Source organism: Chitinophaga sp., assembly GCF_017745275.1.
Classification (GTDB): domain Bacteria; phylum Bacteroidota; class Bacteroidia; order Chitinophagales; family Chitinophagaceae; genus Chitinophaga.
Window position 1 is genome coordinate 43,747 of sequence record NZ_JAGHZS010000011.1, and the last position, 12,809, is coordinate 56,555.

Annotated in this window: 11 protein-coding genes and 2 tRNA genes; 7 read left to right on the forward strand and 6 right to left on the reverse strand. The window is 46.9% G+C overall.

Annotation, left to right across the window (positions count from 1 at the left end):
* Positions 1-30 precede the first annotated feature (30 nt).
* The 5 genes from J7623_RS29175 (at position 31) to J7623_RS29195 (ending at position 3,668) form a co-directional block, all read left to right on the forward strand.
* Entirely contained in the window at positions 31-621 is a 591-nt protein-coding gene (locus J7623_RS29175; protein ID WP_291928018.1) for a TetR/AcrR family transcriptional regulator, read from the forward strand.
* A 38-nt stretch (positions 622-659) separates the two neighbouring features.
* Positions 660-735: transfer RNA gene (locus J7623_RS29180), tRNA-Ala, on the forward strand.
* A 62-nt stretch (positions 736-797) separates the two neighbouring features.
* A tRNA-OTHER gene (locus J7623_RS29185) sits at positions 798-872 on the forward strand.
* A gap of 83 nt (positions 873-955) precedes the next feature.
* On the forward strand, positions 956-2,161 hold the full coding sequence (locus tag J7623_RS29190; protein WP_291928020.1) for a cytochrome c peroxidase: 1,206 nt from the start codon (positions 956-958) through the stop codon (positions 2,159-2,161).
* Between the two features lie 160 nt (positions 2,162-2,321).
* Positions 2,322-3,668, forward strand: coding sequence for an SDR family oxidoreductase (locus tag J7623_RS29195; RefSeq protein WP_291928021.1), 1,347 nt, complete (start codon positions 2,322-2,324; stop codon positions 3,666-3,668).
* A 2-nt stretch (positions 3,669-3,670) separates the two neighbouring features.
* Here the strand turns inward: J7623_RS29195 and J7623_RS29200 are convergent, their stop codons facing one another.
* Both J7623_RS29200 and J7623_RS29205 read right to left on the reverse strand, forming a co-directional pair.
* Complete coding sequence (locus J7623_RS29200; protein WP_291928024.1) at positions 3,671-4,390, reverse strand: SDR family oxidoreductase; 720 nt, start codon at positions 4,388-4,390, stop codon at positions 3,671-3,673.
* An 80-nt stretch (positions 4,391-4,470) separates the two neighbouring features.
* On the reverse strand, positions 4,471-5,403 hold the full coding sequence (locus tag J7623_RS29205) for a helix-turn-helix domain-containing protein (protein WP_291928027.1): 933 nt from the start codon (positions 5,401-5,403) through the stop codon (positions 4,471-4,473).
* 39 nt (positions 5,404-5,442) lie between these two features.
* Here J7623_RS29205 and J7623_RS29210 point away from each other — a divergent pair, with 39 nt between their 5' ends.
* Positions 5,443-5,799, forward strand: a complete 357-nt coding sequence (locus J7623_RS29210) for an ADP-ribosylation/crystallin J1 (RefSeq protein ID WP_291928030.1) — start codon at positions 5,443-5,445, stop codon at positions 5,797-5,799.
* 139 nt (positions 5,800-5,938) lie between these two features.
* On the opposite strand, the gene J7623_RS29215 is transcribed toward J7623_RS29210, so the two are convergent.
* A complete protein-coding gene (locus J7623_RS29215; RefSeq protein WP_291928033.1) occupies positions 5,939-7,270 on the reverse strand; it encodes a DEAD/DEAH box helicase in 1,332 nt (443 codons plus the stop codon).
* A gap of 139 nt (positions 7,271-7,409) precedes the next feature.
* A complete protein-coding gene (locus J7623_RS29220; protein ID WP_291928038.1) occupies positions 7,410-8,378 on the reverse strand; it encodes a DUF6528 family protein in 969 nt (322 codons plus the stop codon).
* A 121-nt stretch (positions 8,379-8,499) separates the two neighbouring features.
* Between J7623_RS29220 and J7623_RS29225 the strand changes: the two genes are divergently transcribed.
* Positions 8,500-8,961, forward strand: a complete 462-nt coding sequence (locus tag J7623_RS29225; RefSeq protein ID WP_291928041.1) for a hypothetical protein — start codon at positions 8,500-8,502, stop codon at positions 8,959-8,961.
* Between the two features lie 150 nt (positions 8,962-9,111).
* Here J7623_RS29225 and J7623_RS29230 read toward each other — a convergent pair whose 3' ends face one another.
* Positions 9,112-11,511, reverse strand: coding sequence for a TonB-dependent receptor (locus J7623_RS29230; protein ID WP_291928044.1), 2,400 nt, complete (start codon positions 11,509-11,511; stop codon positions 9,112-9,114).
* Between the two features lie 231 nt (positions 11,512-11,742).
* A complete protein-coding gene (locus tag J7623_RS29235; RefSeq protein WP_291928047.1) occupies positions 11,743-12,798 on the reverse strand; it encodes an SO2930 family diheme c-type cytochrome in 1,056 nt (351 codons plus the stop codon).
* Between the last annotated feature and the right edge of the window lie 11 nt (positions 12,799-12,809).

Here is a 12,809-nt window from a genome sequence, read left to right on the forward strand (position 1 = left end):
AAAGAACAATCATTCTTTTATCTTTGCGCCATGCGCGCCAAAGATGAAAATAAAGCTATAGTAATCCGGGAGAAAGCCATGGAGATGATCGTTTCCCAGGGTTTTGACGGATTGAGTATGCATAAACTGGCCAAAGCGGCCGGGATATCTGTATCTACCATCTATATTTATTTTAAGAACCGGGAAGATCTGCTGAACCAGCTTTATGCCGAAGCAACCGGCATTTTTGTGCAAACAATGCTGGATGGTTTCAGCGCGGACATGACTTTCGAACAAGGCCTCTGGCAGCAATGGCGCAACCGTTATCACCATATCCTGCGCCATCCGTTGCATCATCGTTTCTGGGAACAGTTCCGGAACTCCCCGCTCATTGAAAAACAAAACGATCCCTGCGAACAGCGTTTCAAACAAACCATGCGCGATTTTGTGGCTAACGCGGAAGAAAAGAAAGAAATTGTAAAATTGCCGCCAGAAATTTTTTGGGCGATTGCCTATGGTACCTTCTATACACTCGTCAAATTCCACCTCGATAACTCTACCATGGCCGGCCTCCCCTTCACGCTCAGTGACGAATTACTGAAGCTCACCTTTGACCGGGTAATGCAGGCATTGCGTTTATAACGGTAACGTATATACTTTTTTAGTATCTTCACAGCGGTAGAAGTGTAGCTCAGTTGGAAGAGCATTTACCATGCCAGTAAAGGGTCACCGGTTCGAGCCCGGTTGCTTCTACCATTTTCTCCTCTCACTCCACTAACTACGGGAACGTATATATTTTTGATTACCTTTACGCCGGTAAAAGCGTAGTTCAGTTGGAAGAACACTTACCCCAAAGTTCGAGGTCACCGGTTCGACTCCGGTCGCTTTTACCATTTTTCTCTACCTGCTTCCCGGTATTTTTCACTGCTCCGTAAGGGTATTTTTCTGTTGAGGTGTGATAACAGAAAAACTGCATATGCCTATCATAAAACGACCAGCCAGTTCGATAATCCTCCTGTTTATTGCGACCGCCCTTCTGAATACAATATCCTGTAAAAAAGATCCCGTTGCCGCTCATCACGAAGAACCAGGTCCCAAACCGGGCCCCCATTCCAATGGGCCTCATCTGCCCGCTACATTATATGATTATGTAAGCACCATCAATAATATGCCTGCCTGGATGAAAGCACATATGAAAGCCCACCCGGAGCTGGATAATACACCCGCAGACAATCCCATCACCAATGCCGGTGCCACATTGGGAAGGGTACTATTTTATGATAAATCCCTGTCGGTGAATAATACTGTTGCCTGCGCTTCCTGTCATCATCAGGCCAATGCCTTTGCAGACATCACTGCATTATCGAAAGGATTTGATGGTGGTCACACACGGCGCAATGCCATGCCGGTAGTGAATATCCGCTTCTTCCCCGACCGCAAAATGTTCTGGGACTTCCGTGCAGGCGACATCGAAACACAAACGCTGATGCCTATCGTGGATCATGTGGAAATGGGCATGCCTGATCTGGCTACTTTGGAAAAGAAGTTAAGTACGATAGATTATTACCCGGCCCTGTTCAAAGCTGCGTTCGGCACCACGGATATCACTGCTGCCAAAATAGGCAAAGCATTGTCGCAATTCCTGCGCTCCATCGTTTCCTTCAATTCAAAATATGACCAGGGCGTTGAAAACAATTTCGCCAACTTTACGCCACAGGAATTAGAGGGCCTGCACATCATGCAGCGCGATTTCTGCACGGAATGCCATAGCGACCTGGGCACCAGTCAACTGGGCCAGAGATCCTCCTTTCTCACGCTGGAAAACACCGGTATCAACACCGGCGTTGGTTCCAACAACGGGCTGGAAACAGATTATACCGACAAAGGCTATGGAGAAATTACGCATCAGGCAAAAGATCAGGGCACCTTTAAAATACCCAGTCTCCGTAACGTGGCGCTAACAGCCCCCTATATGCACGATGGCCGCTTCGCCACACTGGACCAGGTATTGGATCATTATGCCGCTGGAATTAAAGGTAACCCCAACCTCGGCATTCAACTGAGACCCGGTGGTATTCCTTTGTCAGCCGATGAAAAAAAGAACCTGATCGCTTTCATGCATACCCTCACCGATGAATCGCTGCTAAAAGATGTAAAGTATGCGGATCCGTTTGTGAAATAACACGCACACAGCTGATAACTGTATCGTATACACGCTTAAATCATTACTTTTGCCGCGGCAGCAGCATGGACCAATGTTGGAAGGTCGCTTTCCTGCCAGGAAGGAAATACCAGTTCGAGCCTGGTTGTTGCTGCCACCATTATATTTAAGCACCATCACTATGCAGGAGTTCTCAACAGACGAATGGGATAAATTTTATACCATATTACAGTTTCTCAGCAAACATCCATTTGACTCCCCTGATACCGAACGTTTAAAAGGATTAGTTACCAAAATATATAAAACGGCCCGTAAAGAAATCCGGCACACGGAGCTATCGCGCCGCGGAGAAGCTGACCAGCGCAAGATCGCCAACACCGTCGTGTTTCAGCAAGGGCTGCAATCTTCCGTCAGCCAGGTGGTAGCAGATACCATCTACCTGCCCATCCAACAGGAACTGGAAAGTGCCAGCATCTGCTACTCCTGCCGGGAGCGCTATACCACTGTGCACTTTCATTATCACCGGCTTTGTCCCCGTTGTGCGCAAATTCATATGGATAAGAAAGCACAGCGTGTATCCCTGACCGGTAGAACCGCCATTGTTACCGGCGCCCGTATGAAAATCGGGTATGTCACAGCTTTGCGCCTGCTCCGTGATGGCGCCACCGTGATTGCCACCACCCGCTTTCCCGCCGATGCCCTGCTGCAATACACCCGGGAACCGGACTACGCCGAATGGAAAGACCGGCTCACCATATACGGTCTGGATCTGATCAGTATCCCGCAGGTAGAGCAATTCCTGCAATATTGTTATCAAACTTTACCAGCGCTGGATATCCTCATCAACAACGCCGCACAAACCATTCACTATCCACCGGAATATTACCAGCCTTTAGTGGATAAGGCCGCACAGCTGCCCTTACTCCCCGCGGCAGACCAGGCAAGGATTGCAGGCACAGCGCCTACCGGTAGCCTCCTGATTGGCAATCCTGACTTATTTCCGCCCGGGCAACTGGATTACTTCAATCAGCCGTTAGACCTGCGAAGCAGTAATAGCTGGGTGATGCGCCTGGATGAAGTAGACACCACAGAAGTATTGTCGGCCAACCTGGTAAATAATATATCTCCCTTTATGCTGAACAGCCGCCTCAAAGCGCTGATGCTGCAATCGCCGTTCCCCAACCGGTTCATCATCAATGTAACTTCTTCAGAAGGGCAATTCAGCTATGCACAGAAAACCATTTACCACCCCCATACCAACATGACCAAAGCCGCACTGAATATGATGACGCGCACCAGTGCCGCCGACTATGCAACCGCGCATATTTACATGAACAGCGTAGATGTGGGATGGGTATCTACGGGCAACCCGATAGAGAAGAAGTCGAGGCTGGAACAAGATGGTTTCCTACCCCCGCTCATGCTCGACGATGCCGCCGCACGCATCTATGACCCTATTGTACAGGCCATAAATGGTACGCCGGCATTTGGAAAGCTGTATAAAAATTATGAAGAGGTAGCCTGGTAAGATTACAGCGCTAAACCGCCGTCGCAACGTATTACCGTACCGGTTATATTGCCATTACGCATCAGGAAGCGGATCGTATCTGCTACATCATCAGGTTCTCCTACCCTGCCTACCGGCGTTTGGGCTGCATAGGCTTCAAAGGTAGCAGCCTTATCTGCTGCCGGCAGAAAATCCCACCAGCCGGTATTTACCACACCAGGAGAAACAGCGTTGATACGTAAAGGTTGTATTTCTTTAGCTATAGAAGGAATCATTAACTCCAATGCACCGTTGATAGCGGCTAACCCGGATACACCCGGCGCTTGTGAAATAGCAGAAATAGCTGTAATCAGGGTGATACTGCCGCCTTTATTGATGTAAGGCAGGGCTGCCTGTAAAGTATTCAGCTGGGGCCAGAATTTGCCTTCAAAGCCTGCTCTCAAATCATCCAGCGATAACTCGGCAAATTTACCGGCTCCTTTTGCACCGCTTAGCGCAATCACCAGGTGATCAATACCGCCTTGTGTACTAAAAAATGTATCCAGTTCCGCGCGGTTATTACTATCCAGTATAGCGGTTTGTATGCCGGGATTTGCCGCCGCCGCGCTTTCCAGGCTGGCAGCAGAACGGCCGGTAACAGTTACGGTTGCTTTTTCTTTGGCCAATGAAACAGCGGTTGCCAAACCAATACCTGTGGAACCGCCTGCAATAACTACTTTCTTACTTTCAAATGTGGTAGACATATCGTGATCTTTTATGTACACAAAGTTGGTCCATAAAAGCCGTTGTGTTGTTACCCGGATTATGCATTGTATTAACCCGATTATGCATTTTTTCGATACGACAAAGGTGTTTGCCCGGTCTGTTCCCTAAAGAAACGGTTGAAACCTGCAGGATCGCTGAAGTTGAGCTGGTAAGAGATTTCCGATATGGCAGTATCCGTGTACCGCAATACTGCTTTAGCTTCCTGCACCAGCATATCCGCAATGGCGGCTGATGCGGTATGACCAGTGACTTCCTTTACCGTGCGATTCAGGTGATTTGGCGTAACTCCCAGCAGCTCCGCATAGTCTGCCACTTTTTTCTTTGTGAGAAAATGCTGGCTCACCAGTTTCTTAAACCGGGGCACCAGGTAAGTATTTCGTGTATCTGTAGCTGTTAGATGCAACTCCTGCGCGATATAACTTCGCTTCACCTCCAATAATAGCAGGTAAAGATACATTTGCACGGCCCGGTCACATCCGGGTTGATGGCGCCTCAATTCCTCGTTCATCTTACCCACAAAATCCGCTACAGCAGTAATAGCGGCTTTATCCAGCTGTATAAAGGGTACACCGGAATAATCGAAGAAGGGAAACTCAACGGGTATTCTGCCCGCAGGCAGCAGGTCTTCCAGGAAATTGGCGTTGAATAAAATATAATACCCGAAAGTATCGGCAGCGATATTGTCTTTACTAAATACCTGCCCGGGAAAAGTAAAACTCAGGGTGCCCGCCTGATGCCGGAATTTTTCCAGCCCCAACTGCACATCCACACCGCCGCTTAAGGTAATGCTGATCCGGTAGAAATCAGATTTCAGTGGCCCTACTGCTGGGCGCAGGCCTTCACTGGAGTATACTTCAAATCCCGGGATGCGTTTCTCCGCTTCCAGGTTATTGTATCCAAAATCGGAAGTATCATTTTCCTGACGGTGCAGGTGGCGGAAGTCGCCCAACACATATTGCGGGATCTCCGGTTGTTTGTTTTTAGTACTCATTTGCCTAAATTCGTGATTAAAATTAGACAAAAATCAACAATGGAGTTAACCACCCTTTACCGCCCCGTAGGACCAGCAGAGCTGGAATTAATTAAACAATCCGGCTGGAAACGATTTCCACCCAGGCTCCCCGATCAGCCCATCTTCTATCCTGTAATGAATGAGGCATATGCCATACAAATCTCTGTGGAATGGAATGTGCCGGCGTATGGTGCCGGCTATGTGACCAAATTTGACGTAGATAGTAATTTTCTGAAACGATATAAAGTAGAAAATGTGGGTGGGGTGATACATAATGAATTATGGGTACCGGCGGAAGAACTGGCGGAATTCAATGATCATATTGTAGGGCTGATTGAAGTAACGCAGTCGTATTCTGCAAAGCAGAAAGCATAAAGCAAAAAGCAAAAAGCTATTAAAGCGAATGACCAGAGCGATTATTAATTTACTCATACGCTCTGGTCATTCGCTTTAATAGCTTTTTGCTTTTTGCTTTATGCTTTCTGCTTTCTGCTTTACGGAATACGACTGCGTTTTATCTTGCTATTTCAATCTTCACTTTCTTATTCTTAATCTTTTCATTTTTAATCTGCTCCAGCACGTGTCCTACTTTGGATTTCACCACTGCTACAAAGGAGAAGAAATCTTTTACTTCGATTAAGCCGATATCTTCCTTTTTCAGGTTCGCTTTTTTAGAGAGGAAGCCTACAATATCTACTTTATTCACTTTATCTTTTTTACCGGCAGCAATGAAAATGGTGGTCCATTTTGGTTTTTCCGGTATAGTAGCAGTAGCGGGCAGTTCAATGCTTTCGATGGTTTCATCTGCCAGGTAAGGCATCCGTTTTTCATCGGGCGCCAGTATCACGATAGCGGTGCCACTGGCTTCCATGCGGGCAGTACGGCCGTTGCGGTGTGTCCAGCTATCTTCTGTATGCGGCAGGTGGAAATGTATAATGTAGCGGATATTGGGAATATCCAGTCCACGTGCAGCCAGATCAGTGGTTACCAGTACGTTTACCGAGCCATTACGGAACTTACAGAGGGCCGCATCGCGTTCCTGTTGTTCCATAGCACCGTGATAGAAGGTATTGATGATACTTTTTTCTGACAGCATTTTGCTGGTGCGTTCTACGGCATCGCGGTGATTACAGAATACGATGGTGGAGCGGTTACCGAGGTAGCAAATGAGGCGGAACAGGGTGTCTACCTTATCATTTTCCGGCGACAATACTTCTTTGATAGTGAGTCGTGCAGCCGGTGTCCCTTCTTCCGGCAGGAAGTTCAGCTTCTGCGGCTCGTTGAGCGCCAGGAATTCCGGTATTTCCACGGCTTCAGTAGCCGAGGTCAGGATACGTTTCTTCACATTGGGCAATGATTCCACGATGAAAGACACTTCCTCCTGGAAGCCCAGTTCCAGTGTTTTATCGAATTCGTCCAGTACCAGCGTTTCGATGGCTGCTACAGTGATGTTTTCGCGGCGGATATGATCTCCCAGGCGGCCGGGTGTTCCCACAATCACTGCCGGCGGCTGAATCAGGTTGTTTTCTTCTGTTTCCCTCAGGTGGCCACCATAGCAGGCAGTAATTTTGTAGCCGGTTCCCATGAGTTTAAACACCTTCTCTATCTGAAGGGCCAGCTCGCGGGAAGGCACTACGATCAGGGCCTGTGTATTTTTATTGGCAGGGTCCAGTCGCTCCAGTATAGGCAGCAGGAATGCCAGCGTTTTACCGGAACCTGTGGCCGACAACAGGATTACATCAGCGTGTTGCTTGTTTGCGTCCACCGATGCCTGTTGCATGTCATTGAGTGAATCGATCTTGAGATTGGTAAGAATATTACCTAATGAGTACTTTTCTTTTTGCATTTGCTGGCAAAAGTACGAAGAATCAGCGAAGCGGGAGCAGAAAGCAGAAAGCATAAAGCAAAAAGCCATTGAAGCGAATGATTAACGCATATATAATATCCACTCTAATGGCTTTCTGCCTTATGCTTTATGCTTTCTGCTATTTACAAAGATGCACCTGGTCGTTGGCCGGATAGCTGAAGGTATTGGGCACTACCCATCTTGCTTTATAAATTTTCCAGCCTTTATGGGAGAAGACACTATTCCCGCTGGCATCCAGTACTTCGTCTGTCCACCAGGATACTTTAGGCCTGACCATTAGTACCGGCAGCCCGTTGCCGGCTGAGGATACACTCTTGATATTGGCCTGTAATACATTGGCCTGCGTGAGTTGCTTACTGATCACATTAAATGTGTATACGTTGGTGGTGTTGGTGAGCCATAGATTGCTTTCACCATATACCGGGAACAGGTCGTGGGCTTCCGTACCGGGGAGATGAATCACCGTATCAGGGATGAGGTCCGGTGCTGCACAGTTGAAATTGTACTTAAAGCTATGCATGGTAGCCATGGCAGCAGACCAAAGTCTTTGCTGCCCGGCATCCCAAACTACGTTGTGGCCGAAATCGATGGACACTTTTTTCGTATATACGCCATCAGGGAATTGAAGCGTATCTGTTTTAAATAGCATCAGGTAGTTGCCTGTGCTGGAAGCGCTGACAATATTACCATCTGGTAATAGTTCAACAGAGTGGGTATTTCCACCGGCATAGGCATAGAACACCGCTTTTTTATCTGCGATCCTGATCAGGGCCACGCCTCCACCGGAGGCGTTTGTCAGGATATATTGATTATTGTATACGGGTTTAGCGTCGCTGGGGTTGCTAAACCATTTAAAATGTTCCGGTTTTATGTTGGAATTTTCCGGTTTCCATTCCCAAATGAGCGCGCCGGTAGGCACATCTACAATTACAAGCCGGTGCTGCGACTGCTCCGCCAACACCATACATTTGCTGCAATCCGCTACGGTGGCAGGTGTATCAACTGCCACCTGTGCTACGGCACTTTTACTGAAACAAGCCATGGCGATGCCACTCACGATGGAAAGTATAAATCCTGTTTTTTTCATCATCAATAGTTATCATTATGTTCCGGACCAAACTACATGATCCCTTGCTGCATGCCTCAATAATACATCAGCAAACCGGATATCTATAACGTTTTTGCTACTTTTTGTTTAATTTAAGGTTATGAAAACACCTTATATCGTACTGGCGCTGGGAACCGGCATCCTCGCCTCCTGCCATCAACAAGGGCAGCAACAAACTACTGCAGTCACAGATTCCTTACCGGCAGAAACGGAAAAAAAGGTCAACTGCTATGAAAAGACCCTGGGTAAAGATACTGTTCTGCTTACCCTTACCTACCAGGATAGCGTAGCTACCGGCAAACTGGTGTATAACTTCTTTGAGAAAGATAAAAATACCGGTGACTTCAACGGCATCGTTCACCAGGGCATTATCCGTGGTAAATACACATTTTACAGCGAAGGCGTGGAAAGCAGCAGGCCAGTGATTTTTAAAGTAACGAAAGAACAGGCTTTTGAAGCGGTGCCTGAAAGCTTCGACAAGCAAGGTATCCCGGTGTTTCCGGCAGATGACAACCAGTTGAAGTTTGATAGTGTGCCGTTGGAAGCCGGCGCTTGTAAGTAAAGCCGAAAGCAAAAAGCTATCATAGCGAATGATCAACGCGAATTTTTATCTTGATTAAACTAATTTTTATTTTTTGATAGAAAGAATAAAATAGACGAGCCGCGCTCAAATGAGCGCGGCTCGTCTATTTTATTTATAACACGACAATTTTTAGAATTTGTAAGATACCGTTCCGGTAAATTGGGTAGGCGGTATTGGGTTAACGCTATAATTTTCGTGTACGTAGTAGTTGTAAGTATTGGTAACGTTAGACACTTTCGCCATTACACCAAAACGTTTGAAATTGTAACCCGCACTCAGGTCGAGGGTGGAGTAACCTGGCACAGAGATAAGGCGGTTATAGGTTTGCGTTTGTTGAACGGTGTTGTTCCAACCTGCAAAGCGTTGACCCAGGTAGTAAAAACCAGCACCCACTTTCAGCCCCTTCAATTTGGTTTGCTGCAGGGTATAGAATACGCTGGCATTTGCCGTGTGATTAGGGTTTCCTACTAAACGTTCTCCTGCTATAGAACTACCTTTCTCACCTGGTGTTTTTTCAATGGTCATACTATTGTAGCTGTAACCAGCAATCACATCCAGACCTGGCAAAGGATGACCAGCAATATCCACTTCCACGCCCTGGCTGAGGGTTTCACCTACCAGCGTTTTGATGTTGGTATTATTATTTTGTGTGGTACCATCTTTAAGGAAAGGCGCTGTTTGCGCATAGTTGTTATTGCGGATACGGTAAGCGGTTACGTTTACAGACAACAATCCTTTCAGGAAGTCGTTCTTCACACCTGCTTCATATTGGGAAATAATGGAAGGCTTCAGATTTTGGCCATAAATATCCTGGCCGCTGTTTGGCGTAAAGGAAGTAGAGTAGCTCGCAAATAAAGCAGTAGTGGCAACTGGCTTATATACTAATCCGAAACGGGGAGAAAATGCCTGATCGTACCTGGATTTTCCTACTGTTTTACCACCTTTAAAATCATATACTACCGGAGATTCCGTTTGCAGATATGAATAACGGATACCTGCCATCACTTTCACTTTTTCTGAGATGCTGATCAGGTCCTGCACATAAACACCAACTCTATTCACTGGTGCATTAGATACAGATTTCAGCGTATCTACCGGCTTGTCTGTACGACGTGGATACATGGTAGGATCAAATACGTTGATGCTATCATAAATACCGGTAGTTTTATTGATAGATGGTACTCCATAAGCATAGGTACCAGTAAGATATCTGTCCGCATCAACACCAGCCAGGATGGTGTGTTCCAGGACACCGGTTTTCAATGTACCTGTCAGATCTACCTGTCCTGAGAAGTAATCTTCATTGGTAGCATTTGCGCCCAGCGGACGTAAGAAGTTACCATTTCCTTTTGCCTGTATTCTTTCCAGTGAGTAATAATCACGTTGATATTTAGAATAAGAAACAATACCGTTCAGGGTCCAGTTATTGCTCAGTTTATGTCTGATATTGGCGGAGGTGGTGGTTTGCTGTGTATGAGCATAGTTCCATCCTTCCCCGTAGAAAGTGTTGCGGGAGGCTTTGTTGTTAATAGCGGTATCTCCTACTGATCCAATACCAAAATCAGGTGTAAAATCATGTTTCAGGTAATCTGCCTGTACCAGCAATTCCGTACGGTCGCTGAGTTTGAACAGGAAGGAAGGATTGATATAATAACGTTTGGAGTGTACCTGGTCGCGATAGCTGTCTGCTGTTTCGAAGGTACCGTTTACGCGGTAAGCGATTTTAGAAGACAATGGTCCATACACATCGAAGGTGGGTTTTAATAAACCGAAGCTACCTGCGCGAACGCTTACTTCTCCACCAAAATTAAATTTAGGTTGCTTAGTAACCATGTTCAGGATGGCACCGGGAGAAACGTTACCATACAGGATAGCAGCGCTGCCTTTCAGTACTTCTACCCTTTCCAGGGAGCTCATTTCTGGCATAGCGCCGGAGTTAACGCGGGCGCCATTTTTAAAGGTGTTGGTGCTGGAGAAACCATAACCACGGGCGTTGAAGGTTTCCTGGGTACCGGCTCTTGTAGAGGCCATATATACACCATTGATATTTTTCACCACATCGCTCATGCGTTGTGCCTGTTGATTCTCTATTACTTCATGACCAATCAGGGCTACTGCCTGCGGTAAGTCCATTGCCGGTACTGGTAATTTACCGATGGTTACCGGTCTTTTATTGATGGTTCTTGTTTTTGTACCATCTACCACCACTTCGTTCAACTGGCTGGAAGTAGCTTCCAGTGCAAAGTTCACTGCGGTAACCTGGTCTGCTGCCACCGTTACGGTGTTGTTGATGGTTTTGGTACCAGTGCAGGAAATCACTAATACATAATTACCCGGTTTCACATTTTTCAAAGCAAATTCCCCGTCTTCATTAGTGAGGGTACCTTTTTTGATGTCCTTCAGTCCAATGGTCACAAATGCTGCCGGCTGTCCGTCTGCTGAGCTAATCTTCCCCTTAATACTACCTGTTTGAGCAAGTACTGTGAGATTTACTAAAATGAGTCCGATGATTAAGTATAAATGTTTCAACTACTGATAATTTTGCGCAAATGTCAGGCAAAGCGAACCGATACGGAGATCGAATCGGGAAATTGATTTACGCAATCCGGAAAAAATGAAACGGGAATCGGAGTTCCTGACAGGATCATTTGAGCGCCATCTCCATTAATTACATAAAAAACAAACAGGTATATATTAAAAATATATACCTGTTTCATAATTTATCAAAAAGGGAAAAGATCCCTCCGGGAAATGCTCCCTTTATTTCTTCATTTCATTAATCCATTGTTTAATCAATGCCACCCCTTCCTTATGCACCACGGTACGCGCCAGTTCTGGCATCGCGGTACCCGGTTCCACGCTATTCATACGGTACGCCAGGATAGAGTGCAGGGCATCACCGGGAATCACGTCATAGTCGAGGCCACCGGCGCCGCCACCAGCGGAAACCGGCGACTTCCGGATGCCCAGGTTATCCGGGCCGGTTTGCTCATATTCCAGGAAAAGGCCCGTATTGTAGGCATCTCCTCCCTTGGTATGGCAATGTGCACAATTCACATCCAGGTAGGCCCTCGCCCTTTGATTAACGGTGAAGTGCACACTATCTTTCCAGTTAGGCAACTGCGCTACCTTATCCATGGCCGGTAACCCGCTGAGCTGACCACCGCTGGCCCACTGCTGCAGCTGATTTTCTGCCTGGCCGGCACGGGTATAGTTCAGGTTGCGCGCCTTGGGCCCAATGGGTGTAAGGACACTGTTATTGATATGACAACGCTTACAATCGTTGGTATTCGGCATCTGGTATACGGTCGACTGTTGCTGGCCGCTATCATCCAGGAAGGTAATGGGGATCTTTTTACCAAGGATCCACTTTTCCGCATCCTGCTGTTCCTTGTTCCAGAGATAATTCATCACCTTCCATTGCTTATCTGCCGGATCTTTGAAGAGGATCCGGGTTTCGATCATGATCTTTTCATGCGCCGGGTTGATATAGGCAAAATTCTTTACGATGAATGTCGAATCCGGAAAATCCAGCGGACCATGGTCCGTATACTGCATGGACTTCCCTTCCGGTAACACAATGAAACGGTCTTTAACGGAATAGTCCGTGAACAACGGCGTAGCCAGTTCATAGTTCAGGACACCTTTGCGGGGTATCAACGATTTCAGCGCACCGGTAAAGAATCCATAATCCGACAATTTCGCTTTAAACTGAAACGGGCCTGCCGCCGCAGCAGGCGCCGGTTTCTGCTGACAGCTCTGCGTGGCAGCGATCCAACATAAAAAACACACAATTATTAAGCAAGGCTTCCTCATCTCCCTATAAA

What these genes read in the sequence shown, in the direction of transcription:
- J7623_RS29215 (WP_291928033.1), bottom strand. Translation starts at nt 7,270, where the DNA reads ATGCAAAAAGAAAAGTACTCATTAGGTAATATTCTTACCAATCTCAAG.
- J7623_RS29205 (WP_291928027.1), bottom strand. Translation starts at nt 5,403, where the DNA reads ATGAGTACTAAAAACAAACAACCGGAGATCCCGCAATATGTGTTGGGC.
- J7623_RS29175 (WP_291928018.1), top strand. Translation starts at nt 31, where the DNA reads ATGCGCGCCAAAGATGAAAATAAAGCTATAGTAATCCGGGAGAAAGCC.
- J7623_RS29200 (WP_291928024.1), bottom strand. Translation starts at nt 4,390, where the DNA reads ATGTCTACCACATTTGAAAGTAAGAAAGTAGTTATTGCAGGCGGTTCC.
- J7623_RS29190 (WP_291928020.1), top strand. Translation starts at nt 956, where the DNA reads ATGCCTATCATAAAACGACCAGCCAGTTCGATAATCCTCCTGTTTATT.
- J7623_RS29235 (WP_291928047.1), bottom strand. Translation starts at nt 12,798, where the DNA reads ATGAGGAAGCCTTGCTTAATAATTGTGTGTTTTTTATGTTGGATCGCT.
- J7623_RS29220 (WP_291928038.1), bottom strand. Translation starts at nt 8,378, where the DNA reads ATGAAAAAAACAGGATTTATACTTTCCATCGTGAGTGGCATCGCCATG.
- J7623_RS29225 (WP_291928041.1), top strand. Translation starts at nt 8,500, where the DNA reads ATGAAAACACCTTATATCGTACTGGCGCTGGGAACCGGCATCCTCGCC.
- J7623_RS29210 (WP_291928030.1), top strand. Translation starts at nt 5,443, where the DNA reads ATGGAGTTAACCACCCTTTACCGCCCCGTAGGACCAGCAGAGCTGGAA.
- J7623_RS29195 (WP_291928021.1), top strand. Translation starts at nt 2,322, where the DNA reads ATGCAGGAGTTCTCAACAGACGAATGGGATAAATTTTATACCATATTA.